This window comes from Glycomyces sp. NPDC047010, assembly GCF_040644205.1.
GTDB lineage: Bacteria > Actinomycetota > Actinomycetes > Mycobacteriales > Micromonosporaceae > Glycomyces.
In genome coordinates this window covers 1-17839 of sequence record NZ_JBEYVY010000008.1, presented here as the reverse complement: position 1 = coordinate 17839, position 17839 = coordinate 1, and the positions used below count along the sequence as shown (strand labels likewise).

General features: G+C 70.7%; 15 protein-coding genes. 8 read left to right on the top strand and 7 right to left on the bottom strand.

The annotated features are described in order from the left end of the window. Positions 1 to 27: 27 nt before the first annotated feature. On the bottom strand, positions 28 to 1749 hold the full coding sequence (locus AB0A65_RS17175) for an alpha/beta hydrolase (RefSeq protein ID WP_359952243.1): 1722 nt from the start codon (positions 1747 to 1749) through the stop codon (positions 28 to 30). Between the two features lie 3 nt (positions 1750 to 1752). After that, positions 1753 to 2115: a hypothetical protein gene (locus AB0A65_RS17170; protein WP_359952242.1), complete on the bottom strand. Its 363-nt coding sequence runs from the start codon at positions 2113 to 2115 to the stop codon at positions 1753 to 1755. 441 nt (positions 2116 to 2556) lie between these two features. Here AB0A65_RS17170 and AB0A65_RS17165 point away from each other — a divergent pair, with 441 nt between their 5' ends. Next, positions 2557 to 3867, top strand: coding sequence for a S8 family serine peptidase (locus AB0A65_RS17165; RefSeq protein WP_359952241.1), 1311 nt, complete (start codon positions 2557 to 2559; stop codon positions 3865 to 3867). Between the two features lie 118 nt (positions 3868 to 3985). Here the strand turns inward: AB0A65_RS17165 and AB0A65_RS17160 are convergent, their stop codons facing one another. Together AB0A65_RS17160 and AB0A65_RS17155 are read right to left on the bottom strand one after the other, a co-directional pair. Further along, positions 3986 to 5227 carry a hypothetical protein gene (locus AB0A65_RS17160; protein WP_359952240.1) on the bottom strand — a complete coding sequence of 414 codons (1242 nt, stop codon included), beginning with the start codon at positions 5225 to 5227 and terminating at the stop codon, positions 3986 to 3988. 44 nt (positions 5228 to 5271) lie between these two features. Next, positions 5272 to 5859, bottom strand: coding sequence for a hypothetical protein (locus AB0A65_RS17155; RefSeq protein ID WP_359952239.1), 588 nt, complete (start codon positions 5857 to 5859; stop codon positions 5272 to 5274). Between the two features lie 511 nt (positions 5860 to 6370). On the opposite strand from AB0A65_RS17155, the gene AB0A65_RS17150 reads away from it, so the two are divergent. Beyond that, on the top strand, positions 6371 to 6652 hold the full coding sequence (locus tag AB0A65_RS17150; RefSeq protein WP_359952238.1) for a WXG100 family type VII secretion target: 282 nt from the start codon (positions 6371 to 6373) through the stop codon (positions 6650 to 6652). Between the two features lie 37 nt (positions 6653 to 6689). Beyond that, positions 6690 to 6974 (top strand): WXG100 family type VII secretion target, encoded by a 285-nt coding sequence (locus AB0A65_RS17145; RefSeq protein WP_359952237.1) that lies wholly within the window; start codon positions 6690 to 6692, stop codon positions 6972 to 6974. A 189-nt stretch (positions 6975 to 7163) separates the two neighbouring features. Here the strand turns inward: AB0A65_RS17145 and AB0A65_RS17140 are convergent, their stop codons facing one another. Further along, a complete protein-coding gene (locus AB0A65_RS17140) occupies positions 7164 to 8477 on the bottom strand; it encodes a S8 family serine peptidase (protein WP_359952236.1) in 1314 nt (437 codons plus the stop codon). Between the two features lie 186 nt (positions 8478 to 8663). Here AB0A65_RS17140 and eccE point away from each other — a divergent pair, with 186 nt between their 5' ends. Together eccE and AB0A65_RS17130 are read left to right on the top strand one after the other, a co-directional pair. Continuing rightward, positions 8664 to 9920 (top strand): type VII secretion protein EccE, encoded by a 1257-nt coding sequence (gene eccE / locus AB0A65_RS17135; protein ID WP_359952235.1) that lies wholly within the window; start codon positions 8664 to 8666, stop codon positions 9918 to 9920. After that, on the top strand, positions 9917 to 11545 hold the full coding sequence (locus AB0A65_RS17130) for a hypothetical protein (RefSeq protein ID WP_359952234.1): 1629 nt from the start codon (positions 9917 to 9919) through the stop codon (positions 11543 to 11545). The genes eccE and AB0A65_RS17130 overlap by 4 nt, the downstream gene beginning before the upstream one ends. A 143-nt stretch (positions 11546 to 11688) precedes the next feature. Here AB0A65_RS17130 and AB0A65_RS17125 read toward each other — a convergent pair whose 3' ends face one another. Further along, positions 11689 to 12990: a hypothetical protein gene (locus tag AB0A65_RS17125; RefSeq protein WP_359952233.1), complete on the bottom strand. Its 1302-nt coding sequence runs from the start codon at positions 12988 to 12990 to the stop codon at positions 11689 to 11691. Positions 12991 to 13064: 74 nt separating this feature from the next. Continuing rightward, a complete protein-coding gene (locus AB0A65_RS17120) occupies positions 13065 to 13748 on the bottom strand; it encodes a hypothetical protein (RefSeq protein ID WP_359952232.1) in 684 nt (227 codons plus the stop codon). Positions 13749 to 14270: 522 nt separating this feature from the next. Between AB0A65_RS17120 and AB0A65_RS17115 the strand changes: the two genes are divergently transcribed. The 3 genes from AB0A65_RS17115 (at position 14271) to rpmA (ending at position 17702) form a co-directional block, all read left to right on the top strand. Further along, positions 14271 to 16832 carry an Rne/Rng family ribonuclease gene (locus AB0A65_RS17115; RefSeq protein ID WP_359952231.1) on the top strand — a complete coding sequence of 854 codons (2562 nt, stop codon included), beginning with the start codon at positions 14271 to 14273 and terminating at the stop codon, positions 16830 to 16832. Between the two features lie 290 nt (positions 16833 to 17122). After that, positions 17123 to 17422, top strand: coding sequence for a 50S ribosomal protein L21 (gene rplU, locus AB0A65_RS17110; RefSeq protein ID WP_359952230.1), 300 nt, complete (start codon positions 17123 to 17125; stop codon positions 17420 to 17422). Positions 17423 to 17432: 10 nt separating this feature from the next. After that, a complete protein-coding gene (rpmA, locus tag AB0A65_RS17105; RefSeq protein WP_359952229.1) occupies positions 17433 to 17702 on the top strand; it encodes a 50S ribosomal protein L27 in 270 nt (89 codons plus the stop codon). Positions 17703 to 17839 lie beyond the last annotated feature (137 nt).

Genomic DNA, 17839 nt, shown 5'->3' with positions numbered 1-17839 from the left:
GTAGTGGGAGGGCCAGCGCAAGGGACTTCACCTGACGCCGCTGGTCTGACCGGTGACGATATAGGCCATGTTGTCGCGGGCGGCGTTGCGGGGATGCCCGTTGTCGCCGTCCCAGTAGGAGGAGTGGTTCTCCACGTTGTCCTTCCACAGCTCGTCCAGGCCGTCCGCGTCGCGGGTCGCGTCGCTGTGGAACGTCCTGCCGCCGAACGCGTCGGAGACCGGGTCGGTGCCGTGGATCAGGTCGTCGTGGTCGGACGTGAAGTACCCGACGGCGCCGCCGACCAGGCCCCCGAGCGGCCCGCCCAGCAGCCCGCCGCCGCCCCCGCCGACGACCGTGTTGATCGTGTCCTCGCGGGCCCAGCCGATGATGTCCTCCTCGTTCCTGGTCGCCCACACCCGGTCCGGGGGGATGCCCAGGTCCGCGGCCGAGTCCACGCCCACGCCGGGGGAGCCGACGAACACCATGTCGTCCACGTCCAGGCCCGCGTCGCGCGCGGCGATCCCCACGGTCGTCGACCCGTAGGAGTGGCCGGTCATCGTCAGGTGCGACTGGCCGTCCTCGTCGACCGCGCGCATCCCCGCGGCGAACGACGACAGGTCCTTCGCCGCGCCCTCCGCGTACTTCTGGTCCATGGCCTGCGGCACGATGTCGTCCGGCGCGTCGTACCCCAGCCACAGCACCGACGCGGTCTTCGCGTCCGGGTCCGCCCAGTACGCGTCCCCGGCCATGAGCTCGGCCCGGTCGACGCTCCCGCCGACGTTCCCCAGGTCCGCGCCGGTGCCCGGCACCAGGACCGACACGTTGTCGGCCTCGTCCGGGTTCCCGACCGCCACGATCGCCCGCCCGTCCTCGGCCGAGGAGTACCCCAGCAGGTAGTGGTCGAGCGCGGGCCCGCCGGACCCGACCTGGTACGGCTTCTCGACCAGCGACCGCAGGTCCGTCAGCTTCTCCTGCGTCCCCTGCAGGTCCGCGAGCCGCTTCTGCAGCGCCTCGTTCCCCGGGTCGGCCGCGAGCCGGTCCTCGACCGCCTCGATCTCACCGTCCCGCCGGTTGATCTCGCCTTCCAGGAGGGTCCGGTTCGCGTCGTCCCTGATCCCCGAGGGGATCCCGTCGACCTGCGCGAGCAGCTCCGGCCGCGCCTCCAGCAGCCCCTGCTGCTCGAAGGGCGACAGGCCGTCCCACCACGCGTTCACCTCCGCGGGGCTCGCGTCCCGGTCCAGCATGTCCTGGAAGTCGTCGGCCAGCGCCACGCCCGCCGCGAGCTCCGCGCGCTCGCCCGCGTCCGTGGTCCCCGCGATCGCGGCCACCGCCGCGTGCAGGGTCTCGTCCGCCTCCGCTACCGCGTCGAGGATCGCGTCCATCCGCTGCTCGAACGCCGCCACGTCGGCCGCCTCCCCGGTCGCGACCCCGTCGGCGTCCACCGACAGGCCGTCCGGCACCGACGCCAGCAGCTCCAGGAGCTCCTCCTGCCGGTCCTTGAACACCTCGACCGCGTCCTCGATCGCCGCCGCGATCCGGCGGCACTCGCCCGCCCGCTCCACGGTGTCGTCGCCGATGAGCTTCACCCGCGACCGCACCTCCTCGGCCACCGTCCCGGACCACTGGGACTCGCCGATCTGCCTGCGGCGCAGGTCGTCCAGCTCGGACTCCCGCTCCTCCATGCGGCCCGCCTGGGCCCGCCACTGCTCCCCGACGGCCGCGAGCGGCGCGAAGTCGGCGTCGCGAAGCGCGCCGTAACTGATCCCCATGTCCTACTCCGGTGCCGGCGTCGTACGGGCGCCCGGATCGACCGGGAACACCTCGGGGTCCGCGTACTGGGCGAACATCTCCGCGGTCATCCCGTCCAGCTCCACGTGCTGCACCGAGTACACCGCCAGGAACGCCCCCAGCTCCTCCACCCGGCCGCGCAGCCCGGGCACGATCGCGCCCTCCCACCGCTCGACCGCCTGGGCCACCTCGTTGACGCCGGTGAACGACCCGGTGTCCACCGAGCCCGCCAGCGCGCCGCCCTCACTGGCGACCTGTTTGAAGTCCTCGTACAGCCCGTCGGAGGCCGCGAACATGGAGACGCCGCCGCGCTTGATCTCCTCAGGGTCCAATGACAGATCAACCATGCTGGGTCCCAAGGGAAGCGGTGCGGGCAAGACGGGTACAGACCGGTGGGGCGCTCACGGGGGGTCCAATCTCTCGTGTGCCGATCAACACACAGCGTACAAATCCCAGGCAAACGGCCGATAGTGGCGACGCACGGAACGTCCCGTCTGTGACCAGATCGTTATGTTCCCCCGGCGATCCTCCGTGGCTCGCGGGGCTGAAACAGGTCCGGTATGTTGTGGGGCAGAGCGGACAGCGCTGTAACGACCGGCACACGGAAGGGGTCCATCCCTATGGCCACACCTCTCACCCCAACCCTCGCCGCTCCCCGGACCCCACGCCGAACACTCCGCACCGCACTCGCCTCCGGCCTCACTGCACTGGCCGCTACGGCGGCGGTCACGGCCTGGCCGGGAGTCGCGCTGGCCCAGGACACGACCCTCAACGACGAGGACGCCTGGGTGACCGACCTGATCCAGGCCCCGGGGGCTTGGGGGACTACCGAGGGCGAGGGCGTCACGGTCGCGGTCGTGGACACCGGGATCAGCGAGCACCCGTTCTTCGAGGACAAGGACGTCCTGCCCGGCTACACGGTCTTCCCCGATGAAGAGGACGCGTGGAACGACAACGACGGGCACGGTACCGCCGTGGCATCGGCGGTGCTGCTCGCGGCTCCGAAGGCGACGTTGATGCCGGTCCGGATCGACACGGGTGCGGCGCTGGAGGTCGGGGGCGCAATCGGAGAGCCGGAGTACGAGGCGTTCCGGTGGGCGGTCGACAATGGTGCCGATGTGCTCGTCATGCCCTGGGGGCTCATCGGTCAGAGCTACCCCGAGGAATACGCCGAAGTCTTGCAGTACGTGATCGACAAGGGTGCGATCGTCGTCGCCTCGACCGGCAACACGCCGGAAGACCCGGTGTTCTACCCAGCCTCCACCGAAGGCGTTGTGGCAGTGACCGGTACGGAACGCGACGGTGAAATCTGGTACGAGAACACCACAACCGGCCCTGAAGTCGTCGTCGCTGCTCCCGCCGATGAGATGACGATTCCGCTCCCGTCGGTCGGTTCGCTCAGCGATGACCAGGACCTCTACGGACCGCAGTACGGCGGTACATCCATGGGAAGCGGCTTCGTCGGCGGCGTTGCGGCGCTGACTTGGGCGGCGCATCCGGAATTGGATGCCAGCAACGTCATCCAGCGGATCATCCAGACCGCCGGAGACGGGAACGGCGAGCGCAGCGAAGACGCCGGATACGGCCTCGTGAACGCCGACCAGGCCGTCAACGCCGAGGGCATCGAACCGGTCCAGGAGAACCCGCTCGGGTACCCGATGGGCGAGCCCGGCGCCAGCGGAGCCACTCCTGACGACCCCGCGCCGTCCGATTCCGCACAGGACCCGGGCGCCGCCACCGGCGGCCCTTCGGCTGCGGCCGAAGGCAACAAGGAGTCGAACCTCTCCACGATCATCGTCGTCGCGGCGGCGGTCGTCCTCGTCGGCGCTGCCATTGCGGTCTGGCTGGTGCTCCGCGGCCGCGGCCGGAAGGCCGCCGCGCAGCAGCAGGGCCAGTTCAACCCCGGGAACGGCCCAGGCCAGGCGCCGTACCAGCAAGGGGCGCAGCAGCAGCCGTACGTCCCGCCAGGGGGCGGCGGCCAGAACTACGGCGGTCCTCCTCCGGGCCAGGGCTACAGCAGCCCGCCGCAGGGGTACGGCCAGCCGAATCCGGGTGAGCAGAGTCCGCCGTGGCGGCCGAGCGAACCCAACCAGCGCTGATCAGACAGCGAGGGCCGCAACCGATTCACATCGGTTGCGGCCCTCGCTGTCTCTCGGGCAGACGAAAGGGGCGAGCGGTCGGTTCCGCTCGCCCCTCATCGACTTCGTTCAGCGCCGACTAGTCCTCGTCGAGTTCGTCGTCGCTGACGCGGTTGCGGCTCCAGTCGACGTCGTCCTCCCGCAGCCAGGTCTCCCTGTTGTAGGTCTCGTCGTCGTCATCGTCGCTGTAACCGGAGCGGGAGCCGCCGCGTCCGCTGTTGTTGCTGCTGCCGGGACGGCTGCCCGAGCCGGTGCCCCGGCCGCCGCTGCCGTTGTTCAGGCCGCCGCGTCCGCTGCCCGAACCGCCACGGCCCGAACCGGAAGAGGCGCCCGCGCGTGCAGGGCTCGTGCCGCCCGTGCCGCGTCCCGGGGAATTCCCCGCGCCGCCGACGGGCGTCGCGCCGCGCGCCGGGCCGAAGAGGCCCGCACCGGTGCCACCGAGACCGCCGCCTCCGAGGCCACCCCCGCCCATACCGGTGGTGTAGCCGCCGCCACCGGAGGGGATGACACCGCCGCCGCCCGCGAGACCACCGGCGAGCTGGCCGTCGGTGTCCTCGTAGGAACTCGGCGTCCACTCGCTGGACACGGGGTCGAGATCATCGTCGGTGCCGACGATGCCGTCGGCACCGGAGGTGTCGCCGCTCGAGATGTCAGCAGGGGAGTTCCCCACGTCGTTGGAGCCTGAAAGCGAGTCGTCGGCGAAGACCCCGCCGGTCGGTGCCTGGTAGGTCGTGTTGCCGGGCATGTCACTGGGAGGCGGGGACGGAGGCTCCTCGAAGTGCTCGGCCTTGACGATCGCATACTGGTCGCCGAGGTCGGCGACGATCTGCGCGATGGCCTCGTGACGCTGGTCGAGGTACTGCTCGTACTGCTGCTGGTACTGGACCTTCTTGGTCTCGTACTCCGGCTTGGTCTTGTCGATGTCCTGGCTCTCAAGCCATTCGTCGTACGTCTCGGTGGAGCTGGGGTACAGGTCCGCACCTTGAGCATCGGTCTGCGCCGACTTCAGGAATCCGGCGAGGTTCGGCATGGTGACATCGCCGATCTGCTTCATGCCGTCTTCCGACTCGATGCTGTACCGCTCGACGATCGACATGCGGCCCTGGAACTCGTCGGAGGCCGCGCCGGTCCACTGCGTGCGCAGCGTGGTCACGTGGACGGCCATCTCCTCGCGCGCGGCCTTCATACCGCTCGCGGCGGTGGTCCAGATCGAGCCGGCCTGCTCGACCCTCCAGTCGTCACCTACTTGAAGCATGTCCCACAGCTGCTCGTGGGTGTAGGTGCTCTTGTAATAGTCCTTGCCTTTGCCCTTGGCAACCATGACGGGCTCCTTCCTCGGGGTTCAGGTCGTCTGCTGCCGCAGGGCTACAGCATGTCGATGTCGTCGTCGGACTCCGGGGTCTCACCGGAACCGGGGGTGTCGCTTCCGCGCTCGTTGTCGCCGCGGACGTTGTTCACGTCGTTCTCGGAGAGCCCGCCGCCGCGCGAGTCGAACTCGCTCTGGACGCTGTTCACGCTGGCGGTGACGTTGCCGTCCGCCTCCAGGTAGCCGACCTTGATCTCCTCGCTGATCACGCGGCCCGTGTCGAGGCCGTGGAACACGCGGTCGATCTGCTCGGCGCGGCCGGGGTAGAAGACCGACTTGTACGACTCGGCGAGTTCCAGCGCGTCGTCGAAGCCGCCGAACGGCACGTTCACCGTGTCGACGGGCTGGAAGCTGCCGGCGCTGAGGTACTCGGGGTTGGCGCCCTCGCGGAGGCGGACGACCGATCCGCCCATGACCTGGCTGCGGTACAGCTCAAGGTCGTCGAGGGTGATGCCCATCTTCGAGATGAACTCGTCGAAGGACTCCTCGGTCATCTGGAACCTGGTGCCGCTGGAGTCGGTAACGGTGTAGGAGCCGTCGCGGTTCTGGACTGCACCGCCGCCCATGTCCTCAGGAAGCAACGTCATCACCTCGGGTATGAGATTCGTCAGGGGGTATGGTCGGGCGCTCGCGAACCTCGACGCGCTGCGATGGGCACGCGGCCGCTCCGATCTGTGCTCCCTCCAGCATACCGATGCGGCGCAATCCGGACGCCGCGGCGGCACGACATGGCACGAACGGGGGAGATCGGGACACAAGGGAGCGAGGCTGATCCCCCGACCTGGGACGGAAGCCGCGATTCCGTCCGGTCGCGAGCCGGGGCAACTCCCGCATCACGGATGACGGCTCGTCCCTTTCGACCCGACTACCCGGGGGTCCGCCCGGGTTGCCCCGTACGCCCGACGTGGCACTAAGTGGGGATACACGGGCTCGGTCACTACTAGTAAACTCGGAGGCGCACCGCCAGCCCGGTGAGTTTGCACGGACGGGTTATGGTGACTGCGGAATCGATGAAGACTCACTGGGATACCCCTACGGCCTAGGAACCTAGCGCCGCGGCCCCCGGTTACGAAACAGGAGGTGTTTCGCATGGTTGCAATGACAGAAGACACAGTCCGCGATGCGGCTGTTGAGACTCTGAACGCGCGTCAGGACGTCGACGGCACCCTCGCGAGCCTGAAGTCGCTCTGCGACTCGCTCGCCGCCTCGTGGCAGGGTGCGGGCGCCGCGTCCTTCCAGGAAGTCATGATCGTCTGGGACAAGGAAGCCACCGACCTCCTTGAGGCCCTGGAGAACATCGCGAACATGCTGGACAACAGCGCCACCGCGACGGCCGACCAGGACCAGACCAGCTCGCAGGGCTTCGACGGACTTCTCTAGCCCAACCCCCAAGACCCCAAGGAAGAGGTGAACCACCATGGCCGGACAGATTGCCCTTAGCTACGAGGAGATGGAGTCCGCGTACTCGCAGATCATCAGCGAGTCGGGCTCCATCAACGACAGGCTCTCGGACCTCGCCACCAAGCTCGACGCCCTCGAGTGGGAAGGCGCGGACCGCGACGCCTACATGGAGCAGCGGGCCGAGTGGGACTCGTCGATGGCGAAGATCAACGAGATCCTCGAGCAGATCGGCGGCGCCGTCGACCGCGCCCGTCAGAACTACGCTGACGCCGAGGCCGCGAACGCCGCCCGGTTCCGCTAGACCGGAACCTTCGGCACGCCAAGCTGAACGAAGACCCAGGCCGATCCCCCCGATCGCCTGGGTCTTCTGCCGTCCCCGCCCCGAAGCCGGACGACGATCGATCCCATCGGCCGACGAATGCCCGGACGGACCGAACGAGCGGGGGTGCGGGCCGGAGCCCGCACCCCCGCCCGTTCGGCTCACGCCGGGTCAGCCGCTGTCGGCGCCGACCGAGACCTTCTCCGGCTCCCTGGTCCCCGCCCGCCAGCGACGGCGCCGGCCCTTCGGGATGATGGTGCGCAGCACCAGGACCAAGGCGACCAGCACGATCGCACCACCGACGCTCGCCCAAGCGATCGTCTTCTGGAGGCCCAGCGGGTCGTAATCGACGTCGAGCGCACCGATCTCGTCGCGGTCCTCCTCCGACAGCGGTGCCGAAACGGCATCCTCGGTCGGGACCGCATCGACGTCCACCGAAGTGACCTCCGAGGCGTCGAACGGGGCCGTCAGGGCCTCCGCCACGTTCAGGACGCCGTAGCCCTGGTAGATGTTGAACCCGTCCGGCGGGTGGATCGCCGTCTCCTGCAAGCGTGCCTGAATCCATGCGGGCGTCGCCTCGGCACCGAACTCGCCCTTCAAGAGCGCCGCCGCGCCCGCCACGAACGGCGTCGCGAAGCTCGTCCCCTCGGCAACCTTCCACTCGCCGCCCGCATACGGGAACGCGAGACCCTGGCCGGGCGCGAGCAGGTCGATGTGCTCGCCGAAGTTGCTGCTCGCGTACCAGTTCCCGCTCTGGTTGTGGGCCGCCACCGCGATCACGCCCGGGTAGTTCGCCGGGTAGTACGTCTGCTGGTCGGCCTCGATCGAGCCGTCGTCCATGTTCTTGTTCTCGTTGCCGGTGGCACCGACCACGACCACCCCCGCGTCGATCGCCGCCTCGACGGCCGCTTCGAGGTCCGGCGTCGTGACCACCACGAGCGACAGGTTGATCACGTCGGCGCCGTTCGCCACCGCATCGGTGATGGCACCCGCCACCACGATGCTCTTGGCAGCGTCCCCGCCTTCGTCCTTCGCACCCGAGAACACCCGGATCGGCAGGATGTTCGCCTCAGGGGCGACCCCGATGAAGTCGCCGTCGCCCACCGGACCGCCCGCCGCGATCGACGCCACCGCCGTGCCGTGGTACGCGGAGTCGCACTGGCCCTTGGCAGACGGGTCCCACCAGTCGTAACCGGACAGCAGCCGGTCGCCGAACACGTCGGAACGCTCGGCCGCGACACCCGAGTCGATGACCGCGATGGTCACCGGATCCCCCTCCTTCGAGCCCGTCTCGAACGTGCCGCGGTTGTACTGGTGCGCGTCGTCGAGGCCGATGAAGTTCTTCGCCCACGGCCGCGTGTTCAGCGGTTCGCCCGGATCGGACACCGGCTGGCACGGGACCTGTTCGTCCGCCGGCGCAGGATCGAGCGTGAACTCGGCGTACACGGGAGCCGTGGTCAGCAGGATGGATCCGGCGGCCGCCATCGCGACTGCCGCAGAATAGAGAGGTATACGCGGGAGGATTCGCACCCGCACAGTCTAACGCCGCAGCGCCAAAGGGCCGGTCCGCCGTATACCGGGCCGAAACACCGCAAGGGCGGGGGACCAAGAGGTGGTCTCGTCCGCTTACGATAGGTACGACCACTCACCTTCATGATGGAGACGTCGCCAATGACGATGCTTCAGGGGCAGCAGCAAGCACGCGGTACCGCGTCCGTGCAGGCCCAGCAGCAAGGCGGCCCGGTCGCCGGCGAGTCGGTCGTGTTCACGACCCGCTCCTCGGGACGGCTCGGCCCGCTCACCGTCGCCCAGCTCATCGCGGTGGAGCTCGCGCTCACGATCGCGCTCGCGAGCCTGGCCTTCGGGATGATCGCGCTGGCCGCCGGAGGCGGCGTCGCGCTCATCGTGCTGGTCGTCGTGTTCTGGCGCAAGGGCGACTACTGGTGGTACCAGACCTGGCCGCTCAAGTCCCGCATGCGTCGGCGCATCCGCGCCCTCGACCCCCAGCAGCTCACCGAGGTCCTCCACCGGATCGCCCCCGACCTGGGCATCACCGGCGTCGAGGACCGCGACGAGAACGTGGGCATCGGCCACGACAACGGCGGATGGTTCACGGTCATCGAGATCGGCACCACCGACGAGGGCACCAAGGCCGTCCCGCTCGAACGCCTCGAACGGCTCTTCGACGAGACCTCCGTCCCCGTCACCGCCGTGCAGCTCGTCGGCCACACCACGCCCGTCGGCCTCGCCGCCTACGACAACAGCCCGTCCTCGCGGTCCTACCGCGAACTCCTCGGCGACTACCCCGCCGTGGTCCACCACAAGGCATGGCTCGCCGTGCGCCTCGGCGCCCGCGACGCCCGCGAGGCCACCGCCGAGCGCGGCGGCGAGGTCGACGGCGTCTACAAGGCGCTGGCCTCGACCGCGCAGCGCGTCAGCAAGCTCCTCGGCAACGTCGGCGTCCCCAACCGGATCCTCGACGCCGAGGGCGTGCGCGAAGCGGTCCAGCAGTCGCTCGGCGTCGCGTTCGCGCCGGTCCCGGGCGAGCGCACCGCCGAGGAGTGGAACCACTGGTACGCGGACGGCCTGCGCCACGTCGCCTACCGGATCACCAAGTGGCCCACCGACGCCGTGGCCCTGCACCGCACCGTGGACGCGCTCTCGGGCGTGCCCGCCGCGTTCGTGACCGTCTCGACCGTGGTCACCGCCGGGACGAACGGCAAGGTCAACCCCGACGGCCGCATCACGGGGCGCCAGCTCGCCGTGGACGGGATCGTGCGCCTCGCGCTCGACCAGGCGTCGTGGGAGTCCGCGCAGAACCAGCTGCTCAACGTCGCCGACCAGCTCGGCGTGCGGTTGCAGCGCCTCGACGGCGAGCACGGCCCCGCCGCCTACGCATCCGCCCCGACCGGAGGAGGACCCCGATGACCGACCGCGGCAACGTCTACGGCGGCGGCACCTACCAGGGGGGCTCGTACCAGAACGGGAACCAGCGCCCCGGCGGCCGCCACTCCGGCGACGACGACGAGCGCCCCGTGGACGACGACCAGGGCGGCACCCTCAACGTGCCCCGCCCCGGCCAGCAGCAGCCCGGCTCCCCGCCGCAGTCGCCCCAGCCGCCGGTCGCCCGCCCGCCCCAGGGCCCCGTCTACGGTCAGCCGGGCCAGACCGGGCAGCAGCCGGGTCGGCCCGCGCAGACCGGCCAGCAGGGCGCCGTCTACGGTGCGCGCCAAGGGCAGCAGCCGCCCCAGCCCCCGAGCGCCCAGCCGCCGGGCGCCCGCGGCGGCGCGCAGCCCCCGCAGCCGCCCGCGGGCCAGCACCCGCAGCAGCCGCAGTACCAGACGCCGCGGCCCCCGGAGATGCGCCCGCCCCAGGGCCACGGGCCGCAGCAGCCCCAGCAGCAGTCCTCGCCGCCGCAGTACCAGCAGCCGGTGTCGCAGCAGCCGCAGCGCCCGGTCGGCCCCCCGCCGGGGCCGTCCTCGCAGCAGCAGCGCCCGGCCCAGCCGCAGTACCAGCAGCCGACGTCCCAGCAGCAGCGCCCCGCGCAGCCGCCCGCGGCCGCCCCGGTGTCCGCGGCCCCGGTCTCGGCCCAGCCGGTCTCCGGCCAGCCCGTGTCGGGCAGCCCGATCTCCGGCGGCCCGGTATCGGGTCAGCCGTACTCCGCGCAGCCCGCCAGCGCCCAGCCGTACTCCGGCGTGCCGTACTCGGGCGCGGGCGCCCCGATCACCGGCGGCCCGGTCAGCTCCATGCCGACCTCCGCGGGCCTGTTCGGCGTGTCGCAGGTCTCGGCGGGCCCCACGGAGGGCACGGTCTACGGCCTGCCGGTCACGGACCGCGCGGTCGAGACCGCCCGGGACGCGGGCAAGCCGATCGAGCCGGTGAAGTCCGTCTCGCAGATCCCGACGGCCCGGGCCCTGGAGCTCATGACGTCGGCGAGCCCGCCCGCCGGGCTCGTGATCGGCCGCGACGCCGAGCAGGTCCCGGTCGTCGCGCCGTTCTTCCGCCCGGAGGAGACCCGCATCAACCTCATCGGAGGCGTGTACCTCGCCCGCCTGCTCGTGTTCCGCGCCTTGGCGATCGGCACCCGCGTCGCGGTGTGCACGACCCGCCCGCAGGAGTGGAACGGCCTGGGGGAGACGGCGACGGGCCGCAACGACCGCCTCGCGGTCCTGCACGGGGACCAGCCGGTCACGGTCGAGGCGAGCCAGCACTCGCCGGCCCTGTACGTCTACGACGTGGGCGAGCGCGGCTCCCAGACCAAGCCGGTCCTGGGTCCGTGGCGCACGCAGCTGACGGTGCTCCCGCGCCTGACGAACTTCGCGGACGCGCTCACCGGCGAGGCCCACATGACGGTCCTCCAGCGGCTCACGGCCGAGGAGGCCCAGATCGCGCGCTCGGCGATCCGGGTCAACCAGGAGGTCCTCCAGTGGCTCCAGATGCTCCACGACGACATGATCGCGATGCTCCGCAAGGGCCAGAAGGAGCGCTACCTGTGGTGCGCGCCGACGTCGATCGAGTCGCAGATGTTCGGCGCCCCGATGCGGACGTACTAGCCCGTCCCTGGCGTTTTCACCCGTACGAGTGAAAGGGTCGATCCCGCTCAGCGGGATCGGCCCTTCGTGCTTGTCGGACCCTTTCGGTATTTTTGAACCAGGGGTCCCTCTTGGGTCCGTTTTGTTATGAAATGCGATTCACGTCAGCTCGCGTCGCGCCAGTTCGCCAAGTACGCCTCCGCGAGCTGCGTCGTCATCTCCGTCAGCGCCGCCTCGTCGACCCCGGCGTCCTTCGACACCGCGAGCCGCACCACCACGTAGGCGTTGTCGTCCTTGACATGGAGCTGGTAGTTCGAAGTCCCGTCGGTCACCACGCGCGCGACCGCCGCGGACTCGTCGCCGACCGCCGGAGCCGGGTCCAGGACCGTCCACAGCTCGGGCATCTCGCCCAGGTCGCGCGTCCCCAGGTCGAAGTTGACGCTGGCCATGGCGTCGGACTCGTACACCGAGCCCTCGATCGTCAGCATCGCCGCCGCCTGGTCCGGCTCCCCGTACGTCAGGTCGCACTGCTGGTCCCAGCTGCCGGTCTTCTGCTCGGCGTTTGCCACCTCGGTCGGCTCGGCGCCGCCCGCCGCCGAGCCCAGCGCCGCCGGGTCCACCAGTGCGCACGGCTCCTCGGAGCCCGAGTACGTCAGGCCCGAGTCGGCCGCGCCGCCCTGCTCCTCGTCCGTGTCGCGGTTCATGAACCACCACGCGCCGCCGCCGACCAGGCCGAGCGCCACGACCGCGGCGATGATCTTCGGCCACGGGCTGGACTTGCGGGCGCGGCTGCGCACCTTCTGGAAGTCGGACCGCCGCCGCGGCTCCCTGGAGCCGAGGCCCTTGATCGCGGTGGTCTCGCCGCCGCCTCCCCAGTCGTCCCCGCCGCGGTCGTCGCCGAACGCGGCCTCCTCGAACGGCTGGTCCTGGCGCTGCTGAGGCGAGCCCTCCGGGGCCCCCTGCTGCGGCCGGTACTCGCGCCCGCCCGGCTGCGCGCCCCGCGAGTCGGTGCGCGGCGTCGACCCGGTCACCGGACCGCCCGAACGCCGCGACTCGTACCCTCCGGGCTGCGCTTCATACCCGCCGTGCTGCGGCGAGAACTGCTGTTGGGGGGACTGCTGCTGCGGGGACTGGTACTGCCCGCCCTGCGGCGAGGGACGCCCGGCCGAGGGACCGCCCGCCCGCGGCGCACCCGCCTGCGGGGAGGGCCGTCCGGCCTGCGGCGAGGGACGCCCCGCCTGGGGCCGCCCCGGCTGCTGCTGCCCGTACCCGCCGCCCTGCGGCTGCCGGCCGCGACCAGGGGGCTGCTGCCCGTCCTGGTACCGGCCCTGGTCTCCTTGCGCGGAATGCGGCTCGCCCGACCCCTGGGGGCGGCCCGCGCGGGGCCGCCACTGGCCGGATCCCGACCGCCGCCCGTCGTCGGGCTGCTCGTCGTATGCCGGTCCAAAGGGTGGTGTGGCGCTCACGATGATCCTCCGCGAATGGTTGCGGCGTGTCGACTTGACGCCGCGGTAGTCACGGTCAGCTTAAAGGGAGCCGCCTAATTCCCCGCCCGGGGGAGTGAGTCGAGGAGACCCGCCGACAGGTCCTCCGCCAACACCGCCACGTCCCCGCCCTCGGGCGGCGTGCCCGTGACGAACACGTTCAGGCTCAGTGTGGTGTTCGCCTCCTGCGCGTGCAGGCGCACCTCGGTCTCCTCGCCTTCGGCGATCACCGCGGTGGCCGCCTGCTCGCCGACGTCCCCGACGTCGGCCGTCGCGTGGCCCTCGGACGCCTCGAACTCCAGCACCCCGGCGTACGCGGCCCGCGCCTTCGCCGAGTCCTCGTACACCTGCACGGTCGCGAACAGCGTCACGAGCCGGTAGGCGTCGCCCCCGGCGTACTCCGCGGAGTAGGTGCAGTCGAAGCTGCGGACCTTCTCCTCGGACGCCTCCGCGGGGTTGCGCGCCTGCTCGGTGTCGGCCCACGGGCCGAGCAGCTCGGCGTTGACGGCGCGCTCGCAGAGGTCGCCGATCGCGTCGGCCTCCACCAGCGGCTTCTCGTCGCCGATGCCGGAGCTCCAGAAGAGCACGGTGCCGCCGCCGAGGAGCAGGACCGCGACGACCGCGAGGACCCATCCGACGCTGGTGAGCTGCCGGAAGAGGTCGGCACCGCGATGCCGCCCCTGGTAGGTGGAGGGTTTCCCGTCCGCCCGGGGCTCCTCGGTCTCGTCCGAGTCGATCACCTGGAGTGCGATGGCTCTTTCCTTACTGTGGGGGCTCTGCTGCCGCGCCAACCGCCAGCTTATCGAGTACATGGGACACGGGCCACGGGCGAACCGTGCCAACCACGAGGAGTCGTGTTTTCTCACCCGATCGTGACCGGCCGCACTGAGAGGCACCGCACCGGCTTGTCCACCTGTTCGGCGAATGACGCAGAGTGTGCGATACTCGACCTTGTCGTACCGCACATTTTCATGGACGGTGCGACCCGCAGATGTCCTGTCCGCGTCCCTCACGACGGCGACGGACTTGACGACTCGGCTGGGGGCAGAGGTGTTTCCCCAGCGCGAGTTGAGGCTTTACAGAGCGGCCCGAACGGCAGGGGACAGCGCCGGAACAAGGCTCGCGAGCCTGCTGGGCGACGCGAGCCGGAAGCCGGCCCCCGCCCGGTCGGGAGGACCGCACTGCTGATGCCGCGCCCGTGCGGCAGCGGACGCAAACCGCGTCACGCGCCCGGGCGGCGGCTGGAATGGAGATTTATTCGTATGCGCGAGAATGAGCCGCGCGAACAGGTGCCCGCGATCGCGGTGACCTTCATGGCTCCTCAAAAACCCAAGAGCGACGAACCGGCGCCCGAGGCGCCGCGAAGCGAGCGGCCCCGTGCCGCCGCTTCGACCGCCGCGATGTTCGCACCCCCGCCCAAGACCGCCCCCAAGGCGGCCGAACCCAGGCCCGAGCGCGCCCGCGCCGACTCCCGCGACGAGCGGGACGACGCCGAGCCGCGCCGGAACCAGGAATCCGAGCCCCGCCGCCAGGCGAAGAAGGCTCCGGCCAAGAAGGCCGCCCAGAACCAGGAGCAGCAGCCGACGCGCAAGCGCACGCGCAACCGCGGCGAGCAGCGCTCCGCCGACAGGCCCGGCGACAAGGGCCCCGAGGACAAGGCCGCCGAGCGCGAGCCGAAGGCCGAGGAGCCGGTCGCCGAGGACTTCGACGACGACGAGTACGACGACGATGACGACTCCGAGGCCGGGCGCCGCAGGCGCGGCCGCCGGGGCCGTCGCGGCCGAGGCCGCGGCAAGGGCGTCGACGGGGCCGAAGGCGGCCTCGACGACGACGATGAGGACGACGACGAGTCGCAGGCCGACGAGGACGACGAGGACTCGGGCGCCGACGGCCCCGAGGTCACCCGCCGTCGCCGCCGGCGCCGCCGCCGGGCCGGGTCCGAGGACTCCGACCGCTCGTCGCGCCCCGACGACTCCGACGACGACGCCGAAGTGGTCGTCAAGGTCCGCACCCCGCAGCGCCGCACCTCCTCCAACGAGGAAGTGCGCGGCGTCTCCGGGTCCACGCGGCTCGAAGCGAAGCGCCAGCGCCGCCGCGACGGCCGCAAGTCCGGCCGCGGCCGCGTCCAGGTCGTGAGCGAGGCCGAGTTCCTGGCCCGCCGCGAGGCGGTCGAGCGCCAGATGGTCGTGCGCGTGCGCAACGGCCGCGCCCAGGCCGCCGTCCTGGAGGACGGCATCCTCGCCGAGCACTACGTCTCCAAGTCCGGTGCCCAGGGCCTGGTCGGGAACGTCTACCTCGGCAAGGTCCAGAACGTGCTCCCGAGCATGGAGGCCGCGTTCGTCGACATCGGCCGCGGCCGCAACGCCGTGCTGTACGCCGGCGAGGTGAACTGGGACGCGACCGGCCTGGCCGGGAAGGCCCGCTCGATCGAGCAGGCCCTCCGTCCCGGCGACTCGGTGCTCGTCCAGGTCACCAAGGACCCGGTCGGCCACAAGGGCGCCCGCCTGACCAGCCACGTCGCCCTCTCGGGCCGCCACCTGGTCTACGTCCCCGGCGGCAACGCCTCGGGGATCTCCCGCAAGCTCCCCGACCGCGAGCGCACCCGCCTGCGGGCGGCGCTGAAGAAGCTGGTCCCCGAGAGCGCGGGCGTCATCGTGCGCACCGCCGCCGAGGGCGCCGGTCCCGAGGAGCTCGCCCGCGACATCTCCCGCCTCCAGATCGAGTGGGAGGAGATCCAGTCCAAGGCGAAGAAGAGCAACGCCCCGGCGGTGCTCCACTCCGAGCCGGACGTGCTGATCCGCGTGGTCCGCGACGTCTTCAACGAGGACTTCAAGGAGCTCCTGGTCGAGGGCGACGAGGCGTACGACGAGATCCACAAGTACCTGGAGTCGGTCTCGCCCGAGCTGCTGCCGCGGCTCAAGCGCCACACCGGCACGAAGGACGTCTTCGCTGAGAAGCGCGTCGACGAGGGCCTGCTGAAGGCGCTGGACCGCAAGGTCTACCTGCCTTCGGGCGGTTCGCTCGTCATCGACCGCACCGAGGCGATGACCGTGATCGACGTCAACACCGGCCGGTTCACCGGTGAGGGCGGGAACCTCGAAGAGACCGTCACCAGGAACAACCTGGAGGCGGCCGAGGAGATCGTGCGCCAGCTGCGCCTGCGCGACATCGGCGGCATCATCGTGATCGACTTCATCGACATGGTCCTGGAGTCGAACCGCGACCTGGTGCTCCGCCGCCTGACCGAGTGCCTGGGCCGGGACCGGACCAAGCACCAGGTCACCGAGGTGACCTCGCTGGGCCTGGTCCAGATGACCCGCAAGCGGGTCGGCCAGGGCCTCATCGAGGCGTTCTCCGAGCCGTGCGACCACTGCAAGGGCCGCGGGGTCATCGTCCACACGGACGAGATCCTCGGCAACAGTCGCAAGAAGGGCAACGGCGGCGGGGGCAACTCCGGCCAGAACCAGGGCCAGCAGAACCAGGGCCAGGGCCAGAACGGCGGCAAGAAGAAGAAGGACAAGTCCAAGTCCGGGCAGCAGCAACAGCAGCAGCAGTCGCGGAAGCAGGACAAGTCCGAGCCGCACTCCAAGTCGACCGCCGACGCCACCGCGAAGATCGCGGCCGCGTCGGAGCACGGCCACGAGGACGACGACTACGAGACCACCGAGGTCCAGGCCGCCGAGGAGACCGCCCCCGAGGCGGTCGCCGAGGCTCCGGCCGAGACCGAGGCGGCCGATTCCGCTCCCGCCCCGGAGGCGTCCGTCCCCGCGGACGCCGAACCGGACAACGGCGACGAGGCCGGGACCGAATCGGCACCGGCTTAGGCCCGGGCGGCGCCGCGGACTGTGACGTTCGCGGCGTCCGCCTGGTACCGATGCCGGAACCAGCGGGTACATGACGTACCCTAGTGAGCGGCCTATAGAGCCCTCAGCTTTTCGCCCCCGTTCACGCGGAGGCGAGCGCGGAGCTCGATCGGCGGGCCAGCCCAGGCGACGTTCGCGAAGCCGGAGTTGGCACGGTGCGTGACACCGCGAAATTTGACAGACACCGTTCCCCTGCGGGGAACTGACATCATGTCCCCGCATCGGGGAAGACCCAAGGAGACCGCGTCGACATGTACGCAATCGTCAAGACTGGCGGAAAGCAGTACAAGGTCGCCGAGGGCGACGTCCTCGAAGTCGAGAAGCTTCGTGGCGAGTCCGGCGACACGCTTACGCTCCCCGCGGTGCTGCTCGTCGACGAAGGAACTGTGGTCACCGACGCCTCCGGCGTCACGGTGAGCGGTGAACTTCTCGAGCACACCAAGGGCCCGAAGATCAAGATCCACAAGTACAAGAACAAGACCGGCTACCACAAGCGCCAGGGTCACCGCCAGCCGCTGACCCGCGTGCGCATCACCGGCATCACCAAGTAGGGGTTGAACCATGGCACACAAAAAGGGCGCATCCAGCTCCCGCAACGGGCGTGACTCCAACTCCAAGCGACTTGGCGTCAAGCGCTTCGGCGGCCAGCACGTCAGCGCGGGCGAGATCCTGATCCGTCAGCGCGGCACCAAGTACCACCCGGGCGACCTCGTCGGCCGCGGCGGCGACGACACCCTCTTCGCCCTCGCTGAGGGAGAGGTGCTGTTCTCGCAGAAGCGCGGACGCAAGCTGGTCAACATCGTCCCGGCCTCCACCGAGGTCGCGGCTTAAGACCAGAGCGGCAACGCTCGAAGACATAGAGGGCCGGGCCCCGCGGAAGACGGGGGGGGCGCCATTTACGGAACCCCGGCCCCCACGCCAACGGCCCGGGAACCCCCAGAAACACGGAAGTAGGAACCCCCCCCAAG

Coding starts and splice junctions, on each gene's coding strand:
- AB0A65_RS17175 (WP_359952243.1), bottom strand. CDS start 1,749: ATGGGGATCAGTTACGGCGCGCTTCGCGACGCCGACTTCGCGCCGCTC.
- AB0A65_RS17170 (WP_359952242.1), bottom strand. CDS start 2,115: ATGGTTGATCTGTCATTGGACCCTGAGGAGATCAAGCGCGGCGGCGTC.
- AB0A65_RS17160 (WP_359952240.1), bottom strand. CDS start 5,227: ATGGTTGCCAAGGGCAAAGGCAAGGACTATTACAAGAGCACCTACACC.
- AB0A65_RS17155 (WP_359952239.1), bottom strand. CDS start 5,859: ATGACGTTGCTTCCTGAGGACATGGGCGGCGGTGCAGTCCAGAACCGC.
- AB0A65_RS17150 (WP_359952238.1), top strand. CDS start 6,371: ATGACAGAAGACACAGTCCGCGATGCGGCTGTTGAGACTCTGAACGCG.
- AB0A65_RS17145 (WP_359952237.1), top strand. CDS start 6,690: ATGGCCGGACAGATTGCCCTTAGCTACGAGGAGATGGAGTCCGCGTAC.
- AB0A65_RS17140 (WP_359952236.1), bottom strand. CDS start 8,477: ATGGCGGCCGCCGGATCCATCCTGCTGACCACGGCTCCCGTGTACGCC.
- eccE (WP_359952235.1), top strand. CDS start 8,664: ATGACGATGCTTCAGGGGCAGCAGCAAGCACGCGGTACCGCGTCCGTG.
- AB0A65_RS17130 (WP_359952234.1), top strand. CDS start 9,917: ATGACCGACCGCGGCAACGTCTACGGCGGCGGCACCTACCAGGGGGGC.
- AB0A65_RS17115 (WP_359952231.1), top strand. CDS start 14,271: ATGCGCGAGAATGAGCCGCGCGAACAGGTGCCCGCGATCGCGGTGACC.
- rplU (WP_359952230.1), top strand. CDS start 17,123: ATGTACGCAATCGTCAAGACTGGCGGAAAGCAGTACAAGGTCGCCGAG.
- rpmA (WP_359952229.1), top strand. CDS start 17,433: ATGGCACACAAAAAGGGCGCATCCAGCTCCCGCAACGGGCGTGACTCC.